Below are 24042 nucleotides of genomic sequence, written 5' to 3' on the forward strand. Positions count from 1 at the left end.
CGTGTTTTCACACCGGTTCCGCGCGCCGCCGTGCGTCGGTGCGGGCGCGGCGCCACCATCGGGGTGGCCGGAGGCCCCGGAGCGCGGCGTTGATCCCACGTTGATCGAACGTTTTTCGCCGACCGGCACGATCCTGGCCATGCACATCGACACGATCACCTCGCCCGACCTGGACTGGCAGCAGGAGGCGTTGTGCGCGCAGACCGGGGCGGACTTCTTCTTCCCCGAACCCGGCAGCTCCGTCAGGGAGGCCAAGCGGATCTGCGGCATGTGCCCGATCCGCTCGGCCTGCCTGGAGTACGCCCTCGACAACGACGAACGCTTCGGGGTGTGGGGCGGGCTGTCGGAGAAGGAACGGCTGGAGATCCGGCGCACCTCACGCTGACCGCCGACTGATGATCGCCGACCGGCGATCCGGTCGGCGACAGCGGAACGGGGCCGGCGGCCTGGTACGGCCGACAGCCCCGAAGTCCTCGCTCGCGTACGGACGCGAGGTCCGTCAGGCGCTGGCGCGCGCCGCCATGCGGGCCTTGCGGGTCGCCAGCTTCTCGTCGAACTTGGACGCCTCGGAGTCCAGGCCGCCCATGTAGAGGCCGATCTCCTCCTGGGCCTGCTGGCCCTCGGGGCCGAGGCCGTCGATCTCCATGACCTTCAGGAAGCGCAGGACGGGCTGGATGACGTCGTCGTGGTGGATGCGCAGGTTGTAGACCTCGCCGATGGCCATCTGCGCGGCGAAGCGCTCGAAGCCGGGCATGCCGTGACCGGGCATCCGGAAGTTGACGAGGACGTCGCGCACGGCCTGCATGGTGAGGTCGGGGGCGAGCTCGAACGCGGCCTTCAGGAGGTTGCGGTAGAAGACCATGTGCAGGTTCTCGTCGGTCGCGATGCGGGCCAGCATGCGGTCGCAGACCGGGTCGCCCGACTGGTGGCCGGTGTTGCGGTGCGACACGCGCGTGGCCAGCTCCTGGAAGGCGACGTACGCCACGGAGTGCAGCATCGAGTGCCGGTTGTCCGACTCGAAGCCCTCGCTCATGTGCTGCATGCGGAACGCCTCGAGCTTGTCCGGGTCGACCGCGCGGGAGGCGAGCAGGTAGTCCCGCATGACGATGCCGTGCCGGCCCTCCTCCGCCGTCCAGCGGTGCACCCAGGTGCCCCAGGCGCCGTCGCGGCCGAAGAGGGAGGCGATCTCGTGGTGGTAGCTGGGGAGGTTGTCCTCCGTAAGGAGGTTCACGACGAGGGCGATCCGGCCGATCTCGGTGACCTTGGACTGCTCCTTGCCCCAGGCCTCGCCGTCCTCGAAGAAGCCGGGGAAGTTCCGGGCGTCGCTCCAGGGCACGTACTCGTGCGGCATCCAGTCCTTGGTGACCTTGAGGTGCCGGTTGAGCTCCGTCTCGACGACTTCTTCCAACGCGTACAGCAGCTTGGCGTCGGTCCAGACTGCGGGGCTGCCGAGGTGCGGGGAAGTGATCGTCACGGGGACTCCAGGGGGACGTCGTACAAAACTGAACAAACCGGCGAGCGGTGCCGGGACCTGTGCAACTTACGGAATCGTAGGCTACGAAACCGTAGGTTACGTGACCGTAGGTTAAGGACGCTGTAAAGATCGCTGTTCAGGCCGTATTGCCGGGGAATCCCGTACGGTCGCAGGACCGCAGGTCCCGGCGCCGAACGGGCGGTTTTGTCACCCGTTCAGGCGTACAGATCCCGGAGTCGGACCGAGAGGCACGTCACACATCCTTCGAGTTTCTCGAACTCGCTGATGTCCACCACGACCGGCTCGTGGCCGAGATCGCTGAGCAGGTCGGCCGTCTTGGGCGCGCTCGCCGCCATCAGCAGCTTGTCGCCGCCGAGCAGCACCACATGCGCGCCGGCCTCCTCGGGCACCGACAGGAAGCGCGGGAACAGCGACGGCCGGTCCACCTTGGGTATGTGCCCGAGCACCGTCCCTTCGGGCAGCGCGGTGACCGCCGACTTCAGATGCAGCACCTTGCTCACGGGCACGGTGACCACGCGCGCCCCGAGCGGCTCGAACACGGCCCGCAGCTGCTGGATGCCGGCCGCGTTCGTCCGGCCGCCCCGGCCGACGTAGATCGTGTCGTCGACCTTGAGGACGTCACCGCCCTCCAGGGTGCCCGGCTCCCAGACCCAGTTCACCGAGCAGCCGAGCCGGGCCACCGCCTCCTCGACCCCGCCGGTCTCCTCGCGCCGGGACTCGGCACCGGGCCGGGCTATCAGCGCCACGTTCTTGTACATGACCACCGCGTCCTCGACGAACACGGAGTCGGGGCAGTCGTCGGCCGGATCCACCTCGATCGTCTCCCAGCCGTGCACCCGCAGCGCGTGCGTGTACGCCTCCCACTGCTCGAGGGCCTGCTCGACATCGACCTTCTCCCGCTCGACGTGCGTGACCAGCCCTTCGGCCAGGCGCGGGCTGGGGCGGCGGACGAGGGCCTTCTTGCTGGGCACGAGCGGGACTCCGTATCGGCGGGATCGTTTCGGCACCGTTGTCGGGGCACCGGTTGGCCATCATGCGTCACCCGTCCGTGCCGACAAAACCCCTCACGTGAGGCTGTGGCCCTCCTGAGATGCGCGCCGAACGCCTCAGGAGGGGCTGCCGAAGACCTCAGGCCGGGTGTTCCACCTCCTCCGGCGTGATCGTCCGCAGCTCCCCGTCCAGCAGCAGCCAGCGCGTGATGCCGATCGATTCGAGGAACGGCACGTCGTGACTGGCCACGATCAACGCCCCTTCGTACGACTCCAGCGCCGAGGTCAGCTGCCGCACGCTCGCCATGTCGAGGTTGTTCGTCGGCTCGTCCAGCATCAGCAGCTGCGGGGCGGGCTCCGCGAGCATCAGCGCGGCCAGCGCCGCCCGGAAGCGCTCGCCGCCGGACAGGGTCGCCGCCTGCTGGTCGGCGCGGGCACCCCGGAACAGGAAGCGGGCAAGCCGCGCCCGGACCCGGTTGTTGGTGGCGCCCGGCGCGAACCGCGCCACGTTCTCCGCCACTGTCAGCTCACCGTCGAGGACGTCGAGCCGCTGCGGCAGGAAGCGCAGCGGGACATGCGCCGCCGCCTCGCCCGCCACCGGCTCCAGCTCCCCGGCGATCGTCCGCAGCAGCGTCGTCTTGCCCGCGCCGTTGCGCCCGATCAGCGCGATCCGCTCCGGCCCGCGCAGATCGAGGCCGCCCGCCCGCGCGCCGTACGCGAGTTCCAGGTCCATGAGGGTCAGGACCTGACGGCCCGGCGGTACGGCCGTGTACGGCAGTTCGACGCGGATCTCGTCGTCGTCCCGTACGGCCTCCACCGCCTCGTCGAGCCGTTCCTTCGCGTCGGCGAGCCGCTCCTCGTGCAGGATGCGGTGCTTGCCCGCGGACTCCTGCGCGGCCCGTCTGCGCGCGCCCATGACGATCTTCGGCTCGCGCTTCTGCTCGAACATCTTCTGCCCGTACTTCTTGCGCCGGGCCAACTTGACCTGGGCGTCGGACAGTTCGCGCTTCTGCTTGCGGAGGTCCGCCTCGGCGACGCGCACCATCCGTGTCGCGGCGTCCTGTTCGGTGCTGAGGGCCTCCTCGTAGGCGGAGTAGTTGCCGCCGTACCAGGTGATCCCGCCGGAGCGCAGATCGGCGATCTGGTCGACGAGGTCGAGGAGTTCACGGTCGTGGCTGACCACGATCATCACTCCCGGCCAGGACGCGACGGCCGAGTACAGCCGCCTGCGGGCGTACAGGTCGAGGTTGTTCGTCGGCTCGTCGAGGAGCAGGACGTCCGGCCGTCCGAGCAACAGCGCGGCCAGCCGCAGGAGTACGGACTCGCCGCCCGAGACCTCGCCGATGGTGCGGTCCAAGTCGATGTGTCCCAGGCCGAGTTCGCCGAGTGTGGCGATCGCCCTTTCCTCTACGTCCCAGTCGTCGCCGAGTGTCTCGAAGTGCTCCTCGGCCGCGTCACCGGCCTCGATGGCGTGCAGGGCGGCGCGTCGGGCGGCGATGCCGAGCGTCTCGTCGACACGCAGGGCGGTGTCCAACGTGACGTTCTGCGGGAGGTAGCCGACCTCGCCCGCGACGCGCACGGTGCCGTCGGCCGGGGCGAGTTGACGGGCGATCAGCTTCAACAGGGTTGACTTCCCCGATCCGTTGACACCGACGAGCCCGGTTCTGCCGGGTCCGAAGGCGGCGTCCAGGTCCTCGAAGACGGAGGTCCCGTCGGGCCAGGCGAAGGAGAGGGACGTACAGGTGACGGAGATATGCATGCGGGCCTCGTGGTTGCTCGACGCGGTCAGGGGCGGGCGCGTATCGAGACACCGCGAGGCGGGAGACTGGTCCCGGGGACAGAGGGAAAGGCCCTGTTCCGGAGGACGGCTCGGACGCCGAGGTCGTACACGGCGGACACACCTCAGGGGTGTGTGACGCGGTGTCTCAGAACCTCAGACGAGCAACGTCCTACTCCGATCGACGGCAACAGAAGCAAGGGCAACGCTACGAACGGCCTCGGGGGGCTGTCAACGCATTAAACGGGAGCCCACGACCCGCACGCCCATGTCGGATTCCTGCCAGCCAGAGCGCGCCGGAGCCTGCTTGAGTGGGGCGCATGACGAACCAGAACACCCTCCGTGACCGGGCTCTGGCCTTCCGCGCGCTGCATGTGCCGGGACGTCCGCTGGTCCTCCCGAACGCCTGGGACGCGGCGAGCGCCCGCATCGTCGAGGACGCGGGCGCGTCCGCCGTGGCGACCACCAGCGCGGGCCTCACCTGGGCCCTCGGCGTCGCGGACGGCGACCGGCTGGACCGGGAGCGGGCCCTGGAGGCGGTCGCCCGCATCACCGCGAGCGTCGGCGTGCCGGTGAGCGCCGACATCGAGAGCGGCTTCGCGAAGGACGCGGCGGGCGTCGCCGACACCGTCCGCGCCGTGCTCGCGGCGGGCGCGGTGGGGGTGAACATCGAGGACGCGCTCTACGGCGGTGAGGGCGTCCTGCGTCCGGTCGCCGAGCAGGCCGAGCGCATCGCCGCCGCGCGTGAGGCCGCCGACGCGGAGGGCGTGCCGCTGTTCGTCAACGCGCGCATCGACACGTTTCTGCGGGGCGCCGGGGGAGTGGACGCGACCCTGGAGCGGGCCGCCGCGTTCCGGGCCGCGGGCGCCGACGGGATCTTCGTCCCCGGGGCCGTCGAACCGGGCACGGTCAAGGAACTCGCCGACGGGATCGAGGCGCCGCTCAATGTGCTGGTCGGCCCCGGCGCACCGCCGGTCGCCGAACTGGCCGCGCTGGGCGTCGCGCGCGTGAGCGCGGGCTCCAGCATCGCGGCGGCCGCGTACGCCGTGGTCCGCCGTGCCGCGCGGGAGCTGCTGGACACGGGTACCTACGGCGCGCAGACGGGAGGGATCGGCTACGGCGAGCTCAACTCCCTGCTGGCACGGGGGAACTAGCTCAGCAGGCGTCCCGCATCAGCTCGGCGAGGTCGTGGTCCAGGTCGAGCTGGAGGTGTTCGAGACCGACGGGCACCAGCTCGCCGGTGGCCTGCAGGAAGCGGCGTATCTCGGACGAGTGGACGTGCACGACGGCCGTCCCCTCGGGGGCGTGGAACTCCAGGACGGTGCGGTCGAAGCCGTAGGGCCGCACCCGGACGTCGCCATGGCCCTCGGCGCCGTGCAGACCGGCCGCGAGGAGTTCGCGGGCGAAGGTCCAGCAGACCTCGACGCCCTCCAGGGTGGCCGGCGCCGGGAAGGTCATCCGGACGGCGAAGGGGTCCCGCCGGTCGTAGTGCAGGGTGGCGGGAATGCTCGGCATCCGCGGTGCGGCGGCGACGAGACGGGCCTCTACGGGCTGCTCGATGACGATGGACAACGCCTTGCTCCCTTGTGTGACGGCGGTGCTGCTGCGGTGAAGGCCGGACGGTCTCCTGAAAAGATTCCGGAGCGGACCCCCGAGTGGATGGGTCCGCACTGGAAGAGACGCCGGAACGGGCCGATCCGTGCACATGAATTTCGAGTGACCTCTGTCACCGCCGCCCATATGCGCCCAAGGCGGGCGCGGGCATCTGGACGGCCTCCGGGGAGTGGGCTAGCTTCGCCCGCCATGAGGCGCATGGGGAAGACGCGACGGGTGGGACGTACGTACCGGAACGTGGCCGTGGCCATGGCGTGCGGGGCGGCGCTGGCCGCGCTGACCGCCGTACCGGCGCAGGCGCGGGAGACGGCGCACCGGGCTCCGCACTGGGAGCTCAAGGACAGCGGGGCCGCCGACGTGCGGTTCCGGGGGCTGTCGGCGGTCAGCCGGAACACCGCGTGGGTGGCCGGGACCGCGGGCACGGTGCTGCGCACGACCGACGGCGGGGCGAGCTGGCGGAACGTCTCGCCGCCCGGCACCGCCGACCTCCAGTTCCGGGACATCGAGGCGTTCGACGCGCGCCGCGCGGTGGTCCTGGCGATCGGCGAGGGCGAGACGTCCCGCGTCTACCGCACCGACGACGCCGGAGCGACCTGGACGGAGTCCTTCCGCAACACCGACGCGAACGCCTTCTACGACTGCATGACCTTCTTCGACAGCCGCCACGGCCTCGCGATGAGCGACCCGGTGGACGGCAAGTTCCGCATCCTGTCCACCGGCGACGGGGGCCGCTCCTGGAAGGTGCTGCCCAACACCGGGATGCCGGCCGCGCTCGACGGCGAGGCGGGCTTCGCGGCGAGCGGTCAGTGCCTGGTGAGTTCCGGGCCCCGTGACGTCTGGCTGGCCACCGGCGGGGGTGCACGCGCGCGTGTCCTGCACTCCGCGGACCGCGGCCTCACCTGGACGGCGACCGACACGCCGATCCCGGCCGGTGACCCCGCGCGCGGGGTGTTCGCCCTCGCCTTCCGCGACCGTACGCACGGCCTCGCGGTCGGCGGCGACTTCAACGCGGGCGCCCCGTCACCCCAGGCGGCGGCCGTCACCGGCGACGGCGGCCGCACCTGGCGCTCCGCCACGATCCCGCCGCCCGCCTACCGCTCCGGCGTCACCTGGCTGCCCCGCAGCCGCGGCACGGCCCTCGCGGTCGGCCCCACGGGCACGGACGTCACGACCGACGCCGGCCGAACCTGGAAGACGGTCGACACCGGCTCGTACGACACGGTCGACTGCGCGGCGGACCTGGGCTGCTGGGCAGCGGGGGAGAAGGGCCGCGTGGCACGGCTGGAGGACTGAGGCAGGGCGGGGGCGGTACGGCCCCCGCCGTTTCTTCGCGCCGCCAGGATCCCCGTACGCTCGGCTTCACCATGACGACCGTAGACATTCCCGCGGGCTGGCCCGCGACCGAGGAGCAAGCCCGCGCCGTCCAGGACGAGTTGCGGGAGCGGGTGGTGACCGACGAACCGGGGCCGCCGCCAAGGACCGGGCATGTCACGGGAGTTGATGTCGCCTACGACGACGAGCGCGACGTGGTCGTGGCCGCGGCCGTCGTCCTGGACGCGGCGGACCTCACCGTCGTCGCCGAGGCGACTGCCGTCGGCCGGGTCTCCTTCCCGTATGTGCCGGGGCTGTTGGCCTTCCGCGAGATCCCCACGGTGCTGGCCGCGTTGGAGGCCCTGCCCTGCCCGCCGGGCCTGGTCGTGTGCGACGGCTACGGCCTCGCCCACCCCCGCCGCTTCGGCCTCGCCAGCCACCTCGGCGTCCTCACCGGCCTGCCCACGATCGGCGTCGCCAAGAACCCCTTCACGTTCACGTACGACGATCCGGGCACCCCGCGTGGCTCCTCGTCGCCGCTCCGCGCGGACGCCGACGAGGTCGGCCGCGCGCTGCGCACCCGGGAGGGCGTGAAGCCGGTGTTCGTCTCCGTGGGCCACCGGGTGACCCTGGACAACGCCTGTGCCCACACGCTGGCGTTGACCCCGGAGTACCGCCTCCCGGAGACGACGCGCAGGGCGGACGCGCTGTGCCGACGGGCGCTGCGGGAGGCGACCGAGTGAGCGCCTGGGGCGAGTCGGGTTCTGAGTACCTGATCTGAGTACGTGTACGGATGTGGCCGCGCCCGCGTGATCGGCAGGCTGTCCCGCATGACAACCCACCGTTCCCCGAAGCCCGTTGCCCACCCGAGCCAGCCCGTCGAGCGTGCCGTGATGGTCGCGCTCGTCCTGTCCGTGGCGGCGGGCCTCGCCTGGATCGGCGGGATGATCTACACGCTGTGGCCGTGAGGCGACGGTGGGGGAACGAGCGAGCCCCACACCGCAACTGACGGTGTGGGGCTCGGACTTGAGCGCCGGGCAGGCCTTGCACCTACATCTCCCCGCAGGAAGCGGGGCGTCTTTCCTTGGACTACCGACGCGCGACCAGACTCCGGGTGTTCCGGCGACCGGCTCATGATCCATCGTATCCCATTCCGAGGGTCCGTTCGAACTCCCTTGTGGGGGCGGCCAGTACGGGACCCGGCGGGCTCGCGTGTTCAAGGACGGGCGGGCACGCTTACCGGCTCGCGGCCACCCGGAACGTGATGCCCGCGCCGCGCAGCCGCGTGATGAGAGCGTCGCCCATCGCCACCGCCGTCGTCACCTGGCCTGCTGTGGGCGGGAGTTGGTCGAGGGCGAGGGAGAGGGCCGACTCGGCGAACATCTTCGCCGTCTCGTCGTAACCGGGGTCGCCGCCCGCGACCTCCGTGAAGACCCGGTGGCCGCCGCCCTCGCCGACGAACTTCACGGAGAACCAGCTCTTCGCGCGCTTCTCCGGGCTCGGTCCGTCGCCGGGCTTGAGGCGGTCGGACAACCAGCGCCGGGCGGGCGGGAGTTGGGCGGCCGTGGCCAGGGCGCCGACCGCCGTGACCCCGCCGAGCGCCACGGGGAGGTGGCGTACGGCCGCGTAGTGGCGGTAGCGGAAGTCGGGGCCGTAGCGGTCCAGGGCCCTCGCGGATCGTTGGACGACCTGCGGGTCGATGGTCGGCAGAGGCACCGCCCAGGAGCCGATCTCCCCGGCGAACCGCGGCGCCCCCATGGGCGCGCCGGCCCGGCGGCCCACAAGGCGCGGTTCGTGGCGGCGCCGTTCCCGGGCGGCGGCCAACACCTGTCGGCCGCGCCCGAGTTGGGTCAGCGCCGTGGCGAACGTGCCGCCGGAGAACATCGCGTCGGCGGTCACGAAGCCGTCCACCGTCAGGGGCACCCCTTCCGGCAGCTGCTGCACCGTGAAGTACGCCCCCAGGTCGTGCGGGATCGAGTCGAAGCCCGCGCAGTGCACCAGCCGTGCGCCGGTCTCACGCGCGCGTGCGTCGTGGCGGACGTACGTCAGGTCGACGAACTCCGGCTCCCCGCTGAGGTCGAGATAGTCCGTTCCGGCCTCCGCGCAGGCGGCGACGAGATCCTCGCCGTAGGTGACGTAGGGGCCGACCGTCGTGGCCACCACGCGCGCGTGCTCGGCGAGTTCGCGCAGGGAGGCCGGGTCGGAGACGTCGGCCCGGAGCACGCCCACCGACGTGCCGGCGGGGAGCCGTTCGCGCAGGCGCTTCAGTTTGAGTTCGTCGCGGCCGGCGATCGCCCAGCGCAGACCCTTGGGCGCGTGCGCGGCGAGATACTCGGCGGTGAGCACGCCGACGAAGCCCGTGGCCCCGAAGAGCACGATGTCGTAGGGACGGTCCGTCCTGTTCAGCCTGCTCATGACACTCCTGGATCCCGCAGCCCGTGCCGCTGTCGGTGGCTGAGGCTAGCGTGAAGAGTGCGGAGCCCGACGACGAGCCCGGAGGTAGCAGGTGGCCGTGGACAGGAACGCCCTGAAGAAGCGGGCGAAAGTACGTGAGTTCGCCCTTGGGCTGCCGGGTGCCACTGAGGAGTTCCCCTGGGGCGAGACCGTCGCGAAGGTCAACAAGAAGGTCTTTGTCTTCCTCGGTGTCGACGACGGCAGCTATCCGCTCGCCATGACGGTCAAACTCACGGACGACGCGGTCCACGCCCACGCGCTCACCTCGCCCGGCGCCGAGCCCGCCGGCTACGGCCTCGGCAAGGCCGGCTGGGTGCGCGTCCCGCTCGCCGAGCAGGGCGCCCCGGCCGCCGAGCTGCTGTGCGACTGGGTGGAGGAGAGCTATCGCGTGATCGCCCCGAAGCGCCTGATAGCCGAGCTGGACGAGCAGGGCCGCAGCCGGCCGTGACTAACGCCGGGTAACTTGGCTAAGCGCTTGCTCGCCCAGGCCTTGTGTTGAGTGGAACATGTTCTTACCATCACTGGTGTTACATCAGTTGTGTCAAAGCTGGGGGCTGGATGACAGCGGCAACGACGCCCGGGCACGGCCCGCTCTCCGGCGTGCGCGTGGTCGAGCTGGCCGGGATCGGCCCCGGCCCCTTCGCGGCCATGCTCCTCGCCGACCTGGGCGCCGACGTCGTCCGCGTCGACCGGCCCGGCGGTCCCGCACTCGGCGTCGCCCCCGAGTACGACGTCACCAACCGCAACAAGCGCTCGGTCCTCGTCGACCTGAAGGCGCCCGACGGCCCCGCGCGCGTGCTCGACCTCGTCGCCCGCGCCGAGATCCTCATCGAGGGCAACCGCCCGGGCGTCACCGAGCGCCTCAGCGTGGGCCCCGGGCCCTGCCTCGCCCGCAACCCCCGGCTCGTCTACGGCCGGATGACCGGCTGGGGCCAGGACGGCCCCCTCGCCGAGCGTGCCGGGCACGACATCGCGTACATCGCGCTGACCGGCACCCTCGGCATGATCGGCAGCCCCGGGGAGCCCCCGCCCGCCCCCGCCAACCTGCTCGGCGACTACGCGGGCGGCGCGCTCTACCTCGTCGTCGGCGTCCTCGCCGCCCTGCACCACGCGCGCGTGACCGGCACCGGCCAGGTCGTCGACGCGGCCATCGTCGACGGCACAGCCCACCTCTCCGCGATGATCCACGGCATGCTCGCTGCCGGCAGCTGGCAGGACCGGCGCGCCGCCAACCTCCTCGACGGCGGCTGCCCGTACTACGGCACCTACGAGACCGCCGATGGCAGGCACATGGCGGTGGGCGCCCTGGAGCCGCGGTTCTACGACGAGTTCACGCGCCTGCTCGGCCTCGCCGACTTCGCCGACGCCCGCCGGGACTGGACCCGTTGGGGCGAACTGCGCGAGGCGGTCGCGGCCCGCTTCCGGAGCCGTACACGGGATGAGTGGACCGCCGTCTTCGCGGGCACGGACGCGTGCGTGGCGCCCGTGCTGTCGCTGCGCGAGGCCCCGCACCATCCGCATCTCGCCGCGCGCGGCACGTTCACCGAGCACGGCGGGATCACCCAGCCCGCGCCCGCACCCCGGTTCTCCGCGACGCCCACCTCGGTGCGCGGCGGGCCGGCCCTGCCGGGCGCCGACACCTCCGGCGTGGCCCGCGACTGGGACGTCCCCGGACTCGTCGACGCCGTAGAAGATCTTCATCGAGCTGTCGAAAACCCTCATTGAAAGGCTTGTCAGTGAGCACCGAAGCGTATGTCTACGACGCGATCCGCACCCCGCGCGGGCGCGGCAAGGCGAATGGATCCCTGCACGGCACGAAGCCCATCGACCTGGTCGTCGGGCTCATCCACGAACTCCGTGACCGCTTCCCGGACCTGGACCCGGCCGCGATCGACGACATCGTCCTCGGGGTCGTCGGCCCGGTCGGCGACCAGGGTTCCGACATCGCCCGGATCGCCGCCGTGGCCGCCGGACTGCCGGACACGGTGGCCGGAGTGCAGGAGAACCGCTTCTGTGCCTCGGGTCTCGAAGCCGTCAACATGGCCGCCGCCAAGGTGCGTTCGGGCTGGGAGGATCTCATCCTCGCCGGCGGTGTCGAGTCGATGTCCCGGGTGCCGATGGCCTCGGACGGCGGCGCCTGGTTCAACGACCCGATGACGAACCTCGCCGTCAACTTCGTGCCCCAGGGCATCGGCGCCGACCTGATCGCCACGATCGAGGGATTCTCGCGGCGCGACGTGGACGAGTACGCGGCGCTCTCGCAGGAGCGGGCGGCCACCGCGTGGAAGGAGGGCCGCTTCGGGCGGTCCGTCGTCCCGGTGCGGGACCGCAGCGGCCTGGTCGTCCTCGACCAGGACGAGCACCTGCGCCCCGGCACCACCGCCGACTCGCTCGCCCGGCTGAAGCCGTCCTTCGCGGACATCGGCGAACTCGGCGGCTTCGACGCCGTGGCCCTGCAGAAGTACCACTGGGTCGAGAAGATCGACCACGTCCACCACGCGGGCAACTCCTCCGGCATCGTCGACGGCGCCTCCCTCGTCGCCATCGGCTCCAAGGAGGTCGGCGACCGCTACGGCCTCACCCCGCGCGCGCGGATCGTCTCCGCCGCCGTCTCCGGCTCCGAGCCGACCATCATGCTCACCGGGCCCGCGCCCGCCACCCGCAAGGCCCTCGCCAAGGCCGGGCTGACCATCGACGACATCGACCTCGTCGAGATCAACGAGGCCTTCGCCGCGGTCGTCCTGCGCTTCGTACGCGACATGGGCCTGTCCCTGGACAAGGTCAACGTCAACGGCGGCGCGATCGCGCTGGGCCACCCGCTCGGCGCCACCGGCGCGATCATCCTCGGCACGCTCGTCGACGAACTGGAGCGCCAGGACAAGCGCTACGGCCTCGCCACGCTGTGCGTCGGCGGCGGCATGGGCATCGCCACCATCGTCGAGCGCGTCTGAACACCCCAGCGGCAGCAGAGACTTCTACGGAGAACCCCTCATGACCGAGAGCACCACCATCCGCTGGGAACAGGACGACACCGGCGTCGTCACCCTCGTCCTCGACGACCCGGACCAGTCCGCGAACACCATGAACGCGGCCTTCCGCGCCTCCCTCACCGCGATCGCCGACCGCCTGGAGGCCGAGCGGGACTCCATCCGCGGCATCATCTTCACCTCCGCCAAGAAGACCTTCTTCGCCGGCGGCGACCTGCGCGACCTCATCCGCGTCACCCCGGACACCGCCCAGGAGTTCTTCGACGGCGGCCTCGCCATCAAGCGGAACCTGCGCCGCATCGAGACCCTCGGCAAGCCGGTCGTCGCCGCGATCAACGGCGCGGCCCTGGGCGGCGGTTACGAGATCGCCCTCGCCTGCCACCACCGGGTCGCCCTCGACGCGCCCGGCTCGAAGATCGGCTGCCCGGAGGTCACCCTCGGCCTGCTCCCCGGAGGCGGCGGAGTCGTCCGTACGGTACGGCTGTTGGGCATCGCGGACGCCCTGCTGAAGGTGCTTCTCCAGGGCACCCAGTACAGCCCGCGGCGTGCTCAGGAGAACGGCCTCGTCCAGGAAGTGGCCACCACCCCGGACGAGTTGATCGCCAAGGCCCGTGCCTTCATCGACGCCAACCCCGAATCGCAGCAGCCCTGGGACAAGCCCGGCTACCGCATCCCGGGCGGCACCCCGGCGAACCCCAAGTTCGCGGCCAACCTGCCCGCGTTCCCGGCGAGCCTGCGCAAGCAGACCAACGGCGCGCCCTATCCGGCGCCGCGCAACATCCTCGCCGCCGCCGTCGAGGGTGCCCAGGTCGACTTCGAGACCGCCCAGGTCATCGAGACCCGCTACTTCGTCGAGCTGGCGGTCGGCCAGACCTCGAAGAACATGATCCAGGCGTTCTTCTTCGACCTCCAGGCCGTCAACTCCGGCGCCAACCGCCCCCAGGGCATCCCCTCCCGCCCGGTCCGCAAGGTCGCCGTCCTCGGCGCCGGGATGATGGGCGCCGGCATCGCGTACTCGTGCGCCCGCGCGGGCATCGACGTCGTCCTCAAGGACGTGACCGAGGAGGCGGCGGCCAAGGGCAAGGCGTACTCCGAGAAGCTCTGCGCCAAGGCCGTTTCCCGCGGTCGTACGACACAGGAGAAGGCGGACGCGCTGCTCGCGCGCATCACCGCCACCGCCGACCCGCAGCAACTCGCGGGCTGCGATGCGGTGATCGAGGCCGTCTTCGAGGACACCTCGCTCAAGCACAAGGTGTTCCAGGAGATCCAGCACATCGTCGAGCCCGACGCGCTGCTGTGTTCCAACACCTCCACCCTCCCGATCACCGCCCTCGCCGAAGGCGTGGAGCGGCAGGTCGACTTCATCGGGCTGCACTTCTTCTCGCCGGTCGACAAGATGCCCCTCGTCGAGATCATCAAGGGCGAGCGCACCGGCGACGAGGCGCTTGCCCGCGCCTTCGACCTGGTCCGGCAGATCAAGAAGACACCGATCGTCGTCAACGACTCGCGTGGCTTCTTCACCTCACGGGTGATCGGGCAGTTCATCAACGAGGGCGTCGCGATGGTCGGCGAGGGCATCGAGCCAGCGTCGATCGAGCAGGCCGCCGCGCAGGCCGGCTACCCGGCCAAGGTCCTTTCCCTGATGGACGAGTTGACGCTCACGTTGCCGCGCAAGATCCGCAACGAGTCCAAGCGGGCGGTGGAGGAGGCGGGCGGCACCTGGCCCGGTCACCCCGCCGAGGCCGTCATCGACCGCATGGTCGACGAGTTCGGCCGTACCGGGCGCAGCGGCGGCGCGGGGTTCTACGACTACGACGAGAACGGCAAGCGCGCCGGGCTGTGGCCGGGCCTGCGCGAGCACTTCACGCGCGTGGGCGCCGAGAGCCCCTCCGAGACCGTGCCCTTCAAGGACATGCAGGAACGCATGCTGTTCTCCGAGGCGCTCGACACGGTCAAGCTCCTGGAGGAGGGCGTGCTGACGTCCGTGGCGGACGCCAACATCGGGTCCATCTTCGGGATCGGCTTCCCCGGCTGGACGGGTGGCGTCCTGCAGTACATCAACGGCTACGAGGGCGGCCTGCCCGGCTTCGTGGCACGCGCGCGTGCGCTCGCCGAGCGCTACGGGGAGCGGTTCACGCCGCCCGCGCTGCTCGTCGACAAGGCGGAGAAGGGGGAGCGCTTCAGCGACGCGCGCTGAGGCACGTGCCGCGAGTGGCTCAGCTGTCCCGGTCCTCCGGCGACTCCCTGAGCCACTCGCGGAGTTCCTCGCGCAGCGACCGCTGAAAGGTCGTCAGAAGGGCCTGCACGACCAGGGGTTGCATGTGCGCGGACAGCGACTTCACGTCCTGCGCGGCCCGTTGGGAGACCTCCCCGCGGAACACCTGTGACAACTCGTGGGCCGCCGCGCGGGAGTGCTCGATCAGCACGTTCCGGGACGCGAGGATCGCCTCCTGCGACACCGGTACGTCGAGCAGTCGTACACCCAGCCGCAGCAGACCGGAGTCGACGCGGAAGGCGCCGTCGTCGAGGGCGATCACGTCCATCGCCACCAGCCGTTCGATGTCCTCCTCGGCGAGCGCCCGGCCCGCCCGCCGCTCCAACTCCGCGCGGTCCAGGGTCTCCACGGCGTCCGGCGCCCACGAGGCCACCACCGCGCGGTGGATCGCGAGGTCGTGCGCGCTCAGGTCCGGCGGCAGTTGGCCCAGGTAGCGCTCGATCGCCGCGAGCGTCATGCCCTGGTGCTGCAGCTCCTCGATCAGCGCGAGCCGGGACAGGTGCTCCTGCCCGTAGTGCCCGACCCGCCGTGCCCCGATCACCGGCGGCGGGAGCAGCCCCTTGGTGCTGTAGAACCGGACCGTGCGGACCGTGGTACCGGCCCGCGCGGCCAGTTCGTCGATCGTGAGCGTCGGCTCCTCGGCGGCGGTGTCGGTCTCGGCATCGGTCGTCATGTGCAGCAGTATCGCTGTCTCACCAACGCTGTGAAACCACGTCGGGGCCATTGTCAGTGGTGCCGTCTACGGTGGTCGGCATGGGGGAGATCAGCTATGTCCGGGGTGACGCGACCGTTCCGTCGGTCAAGGGCGTCAAGGTGATCGCGCATGTCTGCAACGACATCGGGGGCTGGGGAAAGGGCTTCGTGCTGGCGGTGTCGCGCCGCTGGCCGGAGCCGGAGAAGGCGTACAGGGCGTGGCACCGGGACCGCGCGGCCAACGACTTCGGCCTGGGCGCGGTCCAACTCGTCCAGGTGAAGCGCCAGGTGTGGGTGGCCAACATGATCGGCCAGCGCGGGATACGCACGGGCAGCAAGGGCGTGCCGGTGCGCTACGAGGCGATCGGCACGGCGTTGGGCCTGCTGGCCGAGCGCGCGGCCGAGCTCGGTGCGTCGGTCCACATGCCCCGCATCGGGTGCGGCCTCGCGGGCGGCAAGTGGTCACGGGTCGAACCGATGATCACCGAGCGGCTGGTGCGCCGGGGGATCGCGGTGACGGTGTACGACCACGGGGAATGATCCCCCGCCCCAACTTGCCCCAGGCTGAAAGGAGTTGCAGAATCTTGCGCAACTGCAGGAAGGCCGTGAGCCATGAGTCGTGACATCGACGTCCTCGTCCTCGGCGGCGCCGGCGTGGACACCATCGTCCACGTCCCCGAACTGCCGCTCCCGTACGCCGACAGCTACATGATCGACCCCGGCATCCGCACCCGCGCCGGCCAGACCGGCGACTTCGTGGCCCTCGGGCTCAGCGCGCTGGGCCTGCGCACCCACCACCTCGACACGCTCGGCGCCGACCCCGAGGGCGACCTGGTCCGCGCGCTGCACCGCGACCACGGCATCCCGCTCACCGAGGTCCCGCAGCCCGCGGGCACCAAGCGCGCGGTCAACCTCGTGGGGCCCGACGGCCGGCGCCTCTCCCTCTACGACGCGACCCGCGCCCACCCCGACGACCGCCTCCCGGAACCCGCGGTCCGCGCCCTCGCCACGAGGAGCCGCCACGCCCACGTCTCCATCACCCAGCCCTGCGCCCAAACCCTCCCGCTGCTGCGCGAGTCCGGCACGACGATCTCGACGGACCTGCACAACTGGGACGGCGAGAACCCGTACCAGGAGGAGTTCGCCCTCGCGGCCGACATCGTCTTCCTGTCCACCACCGCGCTGACCGGCGACCCCGAGCGCACGATGCGCGGCATCGCCGAGCGGGGCCGGGCCGAGCTGGTCGTCGCCACGGCCGGAGCGGAGGGTGCGTATCTGCTGGCCGACGACGAGGTGACCCACATCCCGACCGTCACGCCCCGGAAGCCGGTCGTCGACTCCAACGGCGCGGGCGACGCCTTCGCCTCCGCGTTCCTCTTCGGCCGGCTGAGCGGAGAGCCCCCGCAGCGATGCGCCCGGTACGGCGCGGTCGCCGGGGCGTACGCGTGCACGGTGCCGTCGACGGAGATCGACGCGATCGGCCGGGACGAACTCCTCGTACAGGTAGCGGAGTTGGAGGCCTCGACGGCAGGTGCGTCGCACTAGTCCGCGGTCGAGGAGAGGGTGGTGCGGGTGCTTGCCCCGTCTCCGGGCACCGGTGGATCGCCGAGGTAGGCGTCCAGTGCGGCGGCGCCGGTGAGCAGGGCACGGCCGCGGGCCGAGAGGCGGGCCTGCCAGTCCCGAAGCGTCGACTCCAGCGGTGCGACGCCGCCGGCGGAACGGACCTGGGCGATCAGCGGGGCGACCTGTTCGAGCAGGTAGCCGCCCCGCCTGAGTTGGTGGGCCAGCAGGGCGTCGCGCACGTCGGCGGGGCCGTAGACCCGGTAGCCCGTCCGCGGGTCGCGGCGCGGCTGGACCAGGCCGGCGCGCTCCCAGGCGCGCAGGGTGGCCGGGCGGATGCCGAGCCTTCTCGCCAGTGGGCCGACGAACGTGTCGCCGCGTTCCTCCGGCACGGGCCGGAGGTCGCGGAGGGCGGCCTCGACGGCCTGGAGGGTACGGCGGTCGTCGAGAAGCTGTGCATGGCTTTCGTCGATGAGCCGAAGCGCGTCCTCGACGGCGTCACGGTTGACCGCCTGCATGATCGCCGTCGCCGTCTGGTGGCCGTGTCCCGGCATGAGCGCGAGAAACGCGTGCAGGGCCTGAGCGTGCCGGGGTGTGTAGGTGCGGTAGCCGTGCGCGGTGCGGTCGGCGGGCGGAAGGATCCCGGCCGCTTCGTAGTTGCGGACCGCCTGCGTCGACAGACCGTGCCGGCGCGCCAGGTCGACGGGCCGCAGCCGACCCACGCTTTGAGGGTTTCGCTTCACTGTCCTGCCGTTGTCGACCAAAAGTTTCAACCGTTGCGTCAACGATACCGTTTAAGGCATGACTCCTGGGATCGCAGATGCCGTCCACGCCGTCGACCCCGCCGCCGTCATGGGACTGCTCCCGAGCAGGCCGCGGCTGCTCGCCCTGGGGGAGCCCACCCACGGCGAGGACGTGCTGCTCGACGTGCGCAACGAACTCTTCCGCCACCTCGTCGAGCGAGAGGGCTACCGGACGATCGCCATCGAGAGCGACTGCCTGATGGGCCTGGTCGTCGACGACTACGTCACCTCGGGCACCGGCACCCTCGACGAGGTCATGGAGCGCGGCTTCAGCCACGGGTGGGGCGCGTTCGGGCCCAACCGCGAACTGGTGCGCTGGATGCGCGCGTACAACGACGGCCGGCCCGGGGCCGAGCGGGTGCGGTTCGCCGGTTTCGACGGCCCGCTGGAGATCACCGGCGCCGCGAGCCCGAGGCGGGCCCTCACCGCACTCCACACCTACCTCGCCGCCAGGGTCGACTCCGCCCTCCTTCCCCACATGGCGGAGACCCTCGACGAACTGCTCGGCGCCGATGACCGGTGGACCGACACCGCCGTGATGACGGACCCGTCCCGGTCTGTCGGGCAGACCTTCGAAGCCGGTCAACTCCGCCTGCTCGCCGACGACTTGGTGACCCTGCTCGACACGCAGACACCGCACCTGGTCGCGACGTCCACACCGGACGAGTGGCACCGGGCGCGCCTGTACGGGCGTACCGCCGTCGGGCTGCTGCGCTACCACTCCTCGATGGCCGACCCGTCACCGAGCCGCATGGCACGGCTGATCGCCCAGCGCGACGCGATGATGGCCGCCAACCTGCTCGCCCTCGCCGAACGGACCCCGACGCTGGTGCACGCCCACAACGGCCACCTCCAGCGGAACAGGAGCATGATGAGGATGGGCGGCCCGCCGGTGGAGTGGTGGAGCGCCGGCGCGATCGTCGCCGCCGGCCTGGGCGAGGAGTACGCCTTCCTGGCCACGGCCCTCGGCACGATCCCTCACCAAGGGGTCGGCGCCCCGCCACCGGACACGGTGGAGGGGCTGCTGTACGCGCTCCCGCAGGAGCGCTGCCTCGTCGACTCCGGCCGACTGGCCGCCGCGCTCGCCGACGCGACGCTCGCCCCTCGCGAGTCCCCTTGGTACGGCTACGCCCCGCTGGACCCCGCGCACCTGGCCGGCATAGACGGGATCGTGTTCGTCAAGGACACGGCTGCCGGCAAGGGCGGCTGATTTCGGCAGGTCCAGGAGAGCGCCCCTTCAGGGGCGCGGGGAACTGCGCGCCCAGCTACAACAGGCCCGCAGCCCCCCGCCACCGAACCCGGCAGACGCTTAGTGCACGTCGTTCGTAGCCGCGATCTTCTTCCACGACTTCGGCTGTACCGGATCTACACCCGCCTTCGAGATCGACGCGCTCCGCGCCGCCGGAGCCGCCGGCTTGGTCGGCTGGAACAGCCATGTGTCGAAGAGCGCGCCCAGCGACTTCCCCGACACCTGCTCGGCGTAGGCCCGGAAGTCCGCGACGGACGCGTTGCCGTAGGCGTGCTCCTTCGGCCAGCCCTTCAGGATGGCGAAGAACGCGTCGTCGCCGACCTCGTTGCGCAGCGCCTGGATGGCCAGCGCACCCCGGTCGTAGACCGGAAGCTCGAACTGGTTCTCCGGGCCGGGGTCGCCCGGCGCGATCGTCCAGAACGCGTCGTCCGCCGGGTGCGAGGCGTAGACGTAGTCGGCGAGTTGCTGTGTCGTGCCCTCGCCCTCGTGCTCGGACCAGAGCCACTGCGCGTAGCGCGCGAAGCCCTCGTTGATCCAGATGTCCTTCCAGCCCTTCAGCGACACGTCGTCGCCGTACCACTGGTGGGCCAACTCATGCACCACGACAGAGGTGTTGGCGCCGTTCGCGAACTGCTTCTGGCTGTAGTAGACGCGGGTCTGGGTCTCCAGCGCGTACCCGGTGGTCGTGTTGGGGACGTACCCGCCGGCCGAGCTGAACGGATACTTGCCGAAGTAGCCGCTCAGCCAGTCGACGATCTCGCCGGTGCGCTCGACGCTCGCCCGCGCGGAGCCGTCGTTGTCGCCGAGGTCCTTGCTGTAGGCGTTGATGACGGGGACGCCGCCGTCGGAGGTACTGGTCGTGATGTCGAACTTGCCGAGGGCGAGCGTGGCGAGATAGGTGGCCTGCGGCTTGTTCTGGCGCCAGTTGTAGCGGGTCCAGCCGAGCTGTGAACTCGTCGACTGGAGCGTGCCGTTGGAGATCGCCTGGGTGCCGTCCGGCACCGCGACCGACACGTCGTAGGTCGCCTTGTCGCTCGGGTGGTCGTTGCTCGGGAACCACCACCACGCGGACTCGGGCTCGTCCGCCGCGACCGCGCCGTCCGGGGTGCGGTGCCAGGTGTTGAAGCCGTACGCGCTCTTCGTGGACGGCACTCCGCTGTAGCGGACCACGACCGTGATCGGCGTGCCCTTCGGCAGCGGGGTCTTCGGGGTGATCTCCAGCTCGTGCTGGCCGGAGGTCGCGAACGTCGCCGCCGCGCCGTTGACCCGGATCTCGCTGACGTCGAGGAGGAAGTCCAGGTTGAACCGCGACAGGTCCTGCGTGGTCTTCGCGAGGATCGTCGCCGTGCCCGCCAACTCGTCGGTGGCGGGCTGGTATTGGAGCCTGAGGTCGTAGTGCGAGACGTCGTATCCGCCGTTGCCGTAGTACGGGTAATAGGGGTCGCCGATGCCCGGAGCGCCGGGGGAGTAGCTTGCCGCCGACGCCGGGATCGCCAGCATGAGGGAGGCCGCCGCGAGTGCGCCCGGCGCGATGATTCTGCGGTGCACGAGAACTCCAAGTCGTAGGGCTCCACGAGAAGTCCGGAGAGCCGTGGGGGTCCACGAAGTCTGTACGGAGCCTATTCACCCCCTGTGGCCCCGCGCCTGTCCACGGCCCCTCCTGTCACACGATCGCCATTCGGCCGTCACGACCCCGAGTGCCTCTTCCTGCGCGGGAGTTGACCGATGTACCGTCCGCGCATGCCGAAACGCACGCGCTTCACGATCTGGAGATCGCTCGCGACCGCGGCGATCGCCGCCCTCCTGGCCGCCTTCCTCACCCCGACAGCGGCCCAGAGCGCTCCGCAGGAGAGTCAACCCGTCTACTCCTACGCGAACGCCATCCGGGAGGCCGTCTGGGTGGACACCGGACTCGACGGCGACGGTGACGGGAAGACCGACCGGGTCGCCGTCGACATCGTCCGGCCGAGCGAACCCGCCCGCCAGGGCCGCAAAGTCCCCGTCATCATGGACGCCAGCCCCTACTACTCCTGCTGCGGACGCGGCAACGAGAGCCAGCTGAAGACGTACGACGCCAGCGGCGACGTTGTCCAGATGCCGCTCTTCTACGACAACTACTTCGTGCCCCGCGGCTACGCCTTCGTCGGCGTCGACCTCGCCGGCACCAACCGCTCCGACGGCTGCGTCGACGTCGGCGGCCGCTCCGACATCCAGTCCGCGAAGGCCGTCGTCGACTGGCTCAACGGACGCGCCAAGGCGTACACCACCCGCACCGGAACCGTTCGCTCGCAGGCGAGTTGGACCAACGGCACGACCGGAATGATCGGCAAGAGCTGGGACGGCACCATAGCCAACGGCGTCGCCGCCACCGGCGTGAAGGGCCTGAAGACGATCGTCCCGATCAGCTCCATCTCCTCCTGGTACGACTACTACTTCGCCAAGGGCGCCCCGCTCTACGACTCAGGACCCGACTGGCTGTCCGACGCCGTCGAGAGCCCCGACGCGCAGGCCAAGTGCGCGGCCGTACAGAAGAAACTCGTCGACGGCGCCCCGCGCACCGGCGACTGGACCCCGTTGTGGACCGAGCGCGACTACGTGAAGGACGCGGGCAAGGTCAAGGCCAGCGTCTTCCTGGTGCATGGCATGCAGGACCTCAACGTCCGCACCAAGAACTTCGGCCAGTGGTGGGACGCCCTCGCCAAGAACGGCGTCGAGCGCAAGATCTGGCTCTCCCAGACCGGCCATGTCGACCCCTTCGACTACCGTCGCGCCGACTTCGTGGACACCCTGCACCGCTGGTTCGACCACGAACTCCTCGGCTACGACAACGGAATCGACCGCGCGCCGATGGCCGACATCGAGCGGACCCCGGACCACTGGACCACGGACGCCGTCTGGCCGCCGAGCGGCACCGCGACGACCACCCTCCACCCGGCGCAGGGCACCCAGGCCGGAGTCGGCACGCTCGGCCTCCGCACCGGCGCGGGCACCGAGACGTTCACCGACAACCCCCAGGAGAGCGAGACCGATTGGGCTGCCGCGATCGACAAGCCGACGGCGGACAAGGCCGGTTTCGTCACCGGGCCGCTCACGAAGGGCCTGCGCCTGTCGGGTTCCTCGAAGGTGACCGTCACCGCGACGCCCACGACCTCAACGGCCCATCTGTCGGCGGTACTTGTGGATGTCGGCCCCGACACCATCCGTGACTACGCCGACTCGGCCGAGGGCATCACCACGCTCACCAACCGCACCTGCTGGGGCGAGAGCACGGCCGGTGACAGCGCCTGCTTCCTGGCAACCCAGGCCAAGACCAAGGCAGTCGACTACAACGTCGTCAGCCGCGGCTGGGCCGACCTCGGCAACTACGCCTCCGCCACGAAGGGCGTACCGCTCACCCCGGGCAAGGCGTACACCATCACCCTCGACCTGGCGGCGACCGACCACGTCGTCCCGGCCGGACACCGCCTCGCCCTGATCGTCGCGGGCACGGACAAGGACCTCATCGATCCGCCGTCCACCACCCCGACCCTCACCCTGAACCTGTCCCGCACCGCGGCCCAACTCCCGCTCGTCGGGGGCGCGTCGGCGTTTGCGAAGGCCACGGCGGGCGCTACGGCCACCGGCGCACCGGCGGCCACGACACTCGACGGCGTGCGCGCACCGAGCAGGGTCCAGCGGGTGCCGTAAGGAGTAACCCGTCCCGGCCCCTCGTCGATGCCGATGTCGGCGGACCCGACACCCTCCCGGTGGAAGTGTGACACTTCAAGAGAAAGTGTCACGCTTCCACCGGACACCCTCCCCGCCCCCGACCGACAGCGCGACCCCTCACCTCGCGCCCGCCTCCACCAGCCCCGCGGCCTCCCGCGCACACCCCCACGCCACCGTGATCCCCGCCCCACCGTGACCGTAGTTGTGCACCAACACCCGCCCGTCCCGCAGTACTTCACGCTCCAGCCGCACCGAGGGCCGCGCGGGCCGCAGTCCCACCCGGTGTTCCAGCACCCGCGCGTCGGCGATCTCCGGCCGTATCGCCGCGCAGCGGGCGATGATCGCCTCGGCGGTCGCGGGGTCGGGCGTCATCGACCAGGCGTCCTCCTCGGCCGTGCCGCCCAGGATCAGCCCGCCCGGCTGCGGGAAGAAGTACGTGGACGTGTCCGCCGAGTGGTCGACGGACGTCAGCCAGGTCGTGATCCCCGGGTTCTCCACGACGACCAACTGCCCCCGCACCGGCCGCACCGAGCGATCGGGCACGAGGTCCAGGGAGTCAAGCCCCGTGCAGTTGACCACGACGGCCGCCGGCACCTCCGTCAGATCCACCACGGACTGCTCCTCGACCGTCCCGCCCAGCTCCAGGAACCGCCCCCGCAGCCATGGCAGATGGGCCGGCATGTCGATCAGCGGCAACCGCGCCCACAGCCCGCCGCCCGCGTACTCCTCGGCCAGCGCCGGCCGCAGCCCCGGCACCCGGGCCGCCCACGGCCCCAGCTCGTCCAGCCGCGTCTCACCCTGTACACCCTCGACCATGCGTACGCCCGTCTCCTCGGGCCGCGCCGCCAACTCCTCGTACACGACAAGGGATTGAAGCGCCCACTCACCGACGAGTACCTCCGGCTCGATCCGGTACGGCCACCACAGCGCGCCCGCGACCGCCGAGGTCGTCAGCTCGACCGGCTCCCGCGTCCACACCCGCACCCGGGCACCGCGCTCCGCCAGCACGACCGCCGTCGTCAACCCGATGACGCCCCCGCCGACCACGATCACATCGCCACTCACGCCGCTCTCCATGCGCGGACGGTAGCGGAATACGCCATGCGGTGCTCAGATCCCCGCGCGCT

At 71.0% G+C, this 24042-nt stretch carries 22 protein-coding genes; 13 read left to right on the forward strand and 9 right to left on the reverse strand.

Features of this window, described 5'->3' with window-relative positions:
* Positions 1–139: 139 nt before the first annotated feature.
* Positions 140–385 (forward strand): WhiB family transcriptional regulator, encoded by a 246-nt coding sequence (locus OO69_RS18160; protein ID WP_199810972.1) that lies wholly within the window; start codon positions 140–142, stop codon positions 383–385.
* A 114-nt stretch (positions 386–499) separates the two neighbouring features.
* Here the strand turns inward: OO69_RS18160 and OO69_RS18165 are convergent, their stop codons facing one another.
* The 3 genes from OO69_RS18165 to OO69_RS18175 form a co-directional block, all read right to left on the reverse strand.
* Positions 500–1474: an acyl-ACP desaturase gene (locus tag OO69_RS18165; protein WP_033281713.1), complete on the reverse strand. Its 975-nt coding sequence runs from the start codon at positions 1472–1474 to the stop codon at positions 500–502.
* Positions 1475–1689: 215 nt separating this feature from the next.
* Entirely contained in the window at positions 1690–2466 is a 777-nt protein-coding gene (gene ddaH, locus OO69_RS18170) for a dimethylargininase (protein WP_033281714.1), read from the reverse strand.
* 157 nt (positions 2467–2623) lie between these two features.
* A complete protein-coding gene (locus OO69_RS18175) occupies positions 2624–4243 on the reverse strand; it encodes an ABC-F family ATP-binding cassette domain-containing protein (protein WP_033281715.1) in 1620 nt (539 codons plus the stop codon).
* 338 nt (positions 4244–4581) lie between these two features.
* Here OO69_RS18175 and OO69_RS18180 point away from each other — a divergent pair, with 338 nt between their 5' ends.
* Positions 4582–5415: an isocitrate lyase/PEP mutase family protein gene (locus OO69_RS18180; protein WP_033281716.1), complete on the forward strand. Its 834-nt coding sequence runs from the start codon at positions 4582–4584 to the stop codon at positions 5413–5415.
* A 1-nt stretch (position 5416) separates the two neighbouring features.
* Here OO69_RS18180 and OO69_RS18185 read toward each other — a convergent pair whose 3' ends face one another.
* Positions 5417–5833, reverse strand: a complete 417-nt coding sequence (locus OO69_RS18185) for an SsgA family sporulation/cell division regulator (RefSeq protein WP_033281717.1) — start codon at positions 5831–5833, stop codon at positions 5417–5419.
* A gap of 240 nt (positions 5834–6073) precedes the next feature.
* On the opposite strand from OO69_RS18185, the gene OO69_RS18190 reads away from it, so the two are divergent.
* The 3 genes from OO69_RS18190 (at position 6074) to mmpA (ending at position 8154) form a co-directional block, all read left to right on the forward strand.
* Complete coding sequence (locus tag OO69_RS18190) at positions 6074–7168, forward strand: WD40/YVTN/BNR-like repeat-containing protein (RefSeq protein ID WP_420707887.1); 1095 nt, start codon at positions 6074–6076, stop codon at positions 7166–7168.
* Positions 7169–7239: 71 nt separating this feature from the next.
* Complete coding sequence (locus tag OO69_RS18195) at positions 7240–7929, forward strand: endonuclease V (RefSeq protein WP_033281718.1); 690 nt, start codon at positions 7240–7242, stop codon at positions 7927–7929.
* 87 nt (positions 7930–8016) lie between these two features.
* Positions 8017–8154, forward strand: coding sequence for a morphogenic membrane protein MmpA (mmpA, locus tag OO69_RS52500; protein ID WP_199810979.1), 138 nt, complete (start codon positions 8017–8019; stop codon positions 8152–8154).
* A 268-nt stretch (positions 8155–8422) separates the two neighbouring features.
* On the opposite strand, the gene OO69_RS18200 is transcribed toward mmpA, so the two are convergent.
* Positions 8423–9601, reverse strand: a complete 1179-nt coding sequence (locus OO69_RS18200; protein WP_033281719.1) for a saccharopine dehydrogenase family protein — start codon at positions 9599–9601, stop codon at positions 8423–8425.
* A 91-nt stretch (positions 9602–9692) separates the two neighbouring features.
* Between OO69_RS18200 and OO69_RS18205 the strand changes: the two genes are divergently transcribed.
* The 4 genes from OO69_RS18205 (at position 9693) to OO69_RS18220 (ending at position 14824) form a co-directional block, all read left to right on the forward strand.
* The gene (locus OO69_RS18205) at positions 9693–10088 is read left to right on the forward strand and encodes an MmcQ/YjbR family DNA-binding protein (RefSeq protein WP_033281720.1); all 396 of its coding nucleotides are present in this window, start codon (positions 9693–9695) and stop codon (positions 10086–10088) included.
* 110 nt (positions 10089–10198) lie between these two features.
* Complete coding sequence (locus OO69_RS18210; protein WP_199810973.1) at positions 10199–11365, forward strand: CaiB/BaiF CoA transferase family protein; 1167 nt, start codon at positions 10199–10201, stop codon at positions 11363–11365.
* 11 nt (positions 11366–11376) lie between these two features.
* A complete protein-coding gene (locus tag OO69_RS18215) occupies positions 11377–12591 on the forward strand; it encodes an acetyl-CoA C-acetyltransferase (RefSeq protein ID WP_033281721.1) in 1215 nt (404 codons plus the stop codon).
* A 40-nt stretch (positions 12592–12631) separates the two neighbouring features.
* Positions 12632–14824, forward strand: a complete 2193-nt coding sequence (locus tag OO69_RS18220; protein WP_033281722.1) for a 3-hydroxyacyl-CoA dehydrogenase NAD-binding domain-containing protein — start codon at positions 12632–12634, stop codon at positions 14822–14824.
* Between the two features lie 19 nt (positions 14825–14843).
* On the opposite strand, the gene OO69_RS18225 is transcribed toward OO69_RS18220, so the two are convergent.
* Positions 14844–15575, reverse strand: coding sequence for a MerR family transcriptional regulator (locus OO69_RS18225; RefSeq protein WP_033281723.1), 732 nt, complete (start codon positions 15573–15575; stop codon positions 14844–14846).
* An 80-nt stretch (positions 15576–15655) separates the two neighbouring features.
* Between OO69_RS18225 and OO69_RS18230 the strand changes: the two genes are divergently transcribed.
* On the forward strand, positions 15656–16135 hold the full coding sequence (locus tag OO69_RS18230; protein WP_033281724.1) for a macro domain-containing protein: 480 nt from the start codon (positions 15656–15658) through the stop codon (positions 16133–16135).
* 72 nt (positions 16136–16207) lie between these two features.
* Positions 16208–17140: an adenosine kinase gene (locus tag OO69_RS18235; protein ID WP_033281725.1), complete on the forward strand. Its 933-nt coding sequence runs from the start codon at positions 16208–16210 to the stop codon at positions 17138–17140.
* Here OO69_RS18235 and OO69_RS18240 read toward each other — a convergent pair.
* Complete coding sequence (locus tag OO69_RS18240) at positions 17137–17898, reverse strand: TioE family transcriptional regulator (protein ID WP_033281726.1); 762 nt, start codon at positions 17896–17898, stop codon at positions 17137–17139. The two genes, OO69_RS18235 and OO69_RS18240, sit on opposite strands and share 4 nt — an antisense overlap.
* A 58-nt stretch (positions 17899–17956) precedes the next feature.
* Between OO69_RS18240 and OO69_RS18245 the strand changes: the two genes are divergently transcribed.
* Entirely contained in the window at positions 17957–19168 is a 1212-nt protein-coding gene (locus tag OO69_RS18245; protein ID WP_033281727.1) for an erythromycin esterase family protein, read from the forward strand.
* A 99-nt stretch (positions 19169–19267) separates the two neighbouring features.
* Here the strand turns inward: OO69_RS18245 and OO69_RS18250 are convergent, their stop codons facing one another.
* Positions 19268–20755: a M1 family metallopeptidase gene (locus OO69_RS18250; protein WP_033281728.1), complete on the reverse strand. Its 1488-nt coding sequence runs from the start codon at positions 20753–20755 to the stop codon at positions 19268–19270.
* Between the two features lie 192 nt (positions 20756–20947).
* Here OO69_RS18250 and OO69_RS18255 point away from each other — a divergent pair, with 192 nt between their 5' ends.
* Positions 20948–22894 (forward strand): Xaa-Pro dipeptidyl-peptidase, encoded by a 1947-nt coding sequence (locus OO69_RS18255; RefSeq protein ID WP_033281800.1) that lies wholly within the window; start codon positions 20948–20950, stop codon positions 22892–22894.
* Between the two features lie 138 nt (positions 22895–23032).
* Here OO69_RS18255 and OO69_RS18260 read toward each other — a convergent pair whose 3' ends face one another.
* Complete coding sequence (locus OO69_RS18260) at positions 23033–23992, reverse strand: FAD-dependent oxidoreductase (RefSeq protein ID WP_199810974.1); 960 nt, start codon at positions 23990–23992, stop codon at positions 23033–23035.
* Positions 23993–24042: the final 50 nt, after the last annotated feature.

The organism is Streptomyces sp. NRRL F-525, assembly GCF_000716605.1.
GTDB lineage: Bacteria > Actinomycetota > Actinomycetes > Streptomycetales > Streptomycetaceae > Streptomyces.

Excerpts from the sequence above, each read along its gene's own strand:
- OO69_RS18160 (WP_199810972.1), top strand. The coding sequence starts at position 140 with ATGCACATCGACACGATCACCTCGCCCGACCTGGACTGGCAGCAGGAG.
- OO69_RS18175 (WP_033281715.1), bottom strand. The coding sequence starts at position 4,243 with ATGCATATCTCCGTCACCTGTACGTCCCTCTCCTTCGCCTGGCCCGAC.
- OO69_RS18180 (WP_033281716.1), top strand. The coding sequence starts at position 4,582 with ATGACGAACCAGAACACCCTCCGTGACCGGGCTCTGGCCTTCCGCGCG.
- OO69_RS18190 (WP_420707887.1), top strand. The coding sequence starts at position 6,074 with ATGGGGAAGACGCGACGGGTGGGACGTACGTACCGGAACGTGGCCGTG.
- OO69_RS18195 (WP_033281718.1), top strand. The coding sequence starts at position 7,240 with ATGACGACCGTAGACATTCCCGCGGGCTGGCCCGCGACCGAGGAGCAA.
- mmpA (WP_199810979.1), top strand. The coding sequence starts at position 8,017 with ATGACAACCCACCGTTCCCCGAAGCCCGTTGCCCACCCGAGCCAGCCC.
- OO69_RS18200 (WP_033281719.1), bottom strand. The coding sequence starts at position 9,601 with ATGAGCAGGCTGAACAGGACGGACCGTCCCTACGACATCGTGCTCTTC.
- OO69_RS18210 (WP_199810973.1), top strand. The coding sequence starts at position 10,199 with ATGACAGCGGCAACGACGCCCGGGCACGGCCCGCTCTCCGGCGTGCGC.
- OO69_RS18220 (WP_033281722.1), top strand. The coding sequence starts at position 12,632 with ATGACCGAGAGCACCACCATCCGCTGGGAACAGGACGACACCGGCGTC.
- OO69_RS18225 (WP_033281723.1), bottom strand. The coding sequence starts at position 15,575 with ATGACGACCGATGCCGAGACCGACACCGCCGCCGAGGAGCCGACGCTC.
- OO69_RS18230 (WP_033281724.1), top strand. The coding sequence starts at position 15,656 with ATGGGGGAGATCAGCTATGTCCGGGGTGACGCGACCGTTCCGTCGGTC.
- OO69_RS18235 (WP_033281725.1), top strand. The coding sequence starts at position 16,208 with ATGAGTCGTGACATCGACGTCCTCGTCCTCGGCGGCGCCGGCGTGGAC.
- OO69_RS18245 (WP_033281727.1), top strand. The coding sequence starts at position 17,957 with ATGACTCCTGGGATCGCAGATGCCGTCCACGCCGTCGACCCCGCCGCC.
- OO69_RS18255 (WP_033281800.1), top strand. The coding sequence starts at position 20,948 with ATGCCGAAACGCACGCGCTTCACGATCTGGAGATCGCTCGCGACCGCG.
- OO69_RS18260 (WP_199810974.1), bottom strand. The coding sequence starts at position 23,992 with ATGGAGAGCGGCGTGAGTGGCGATGTGATCGTGGTCGGCGGGGGCGTC.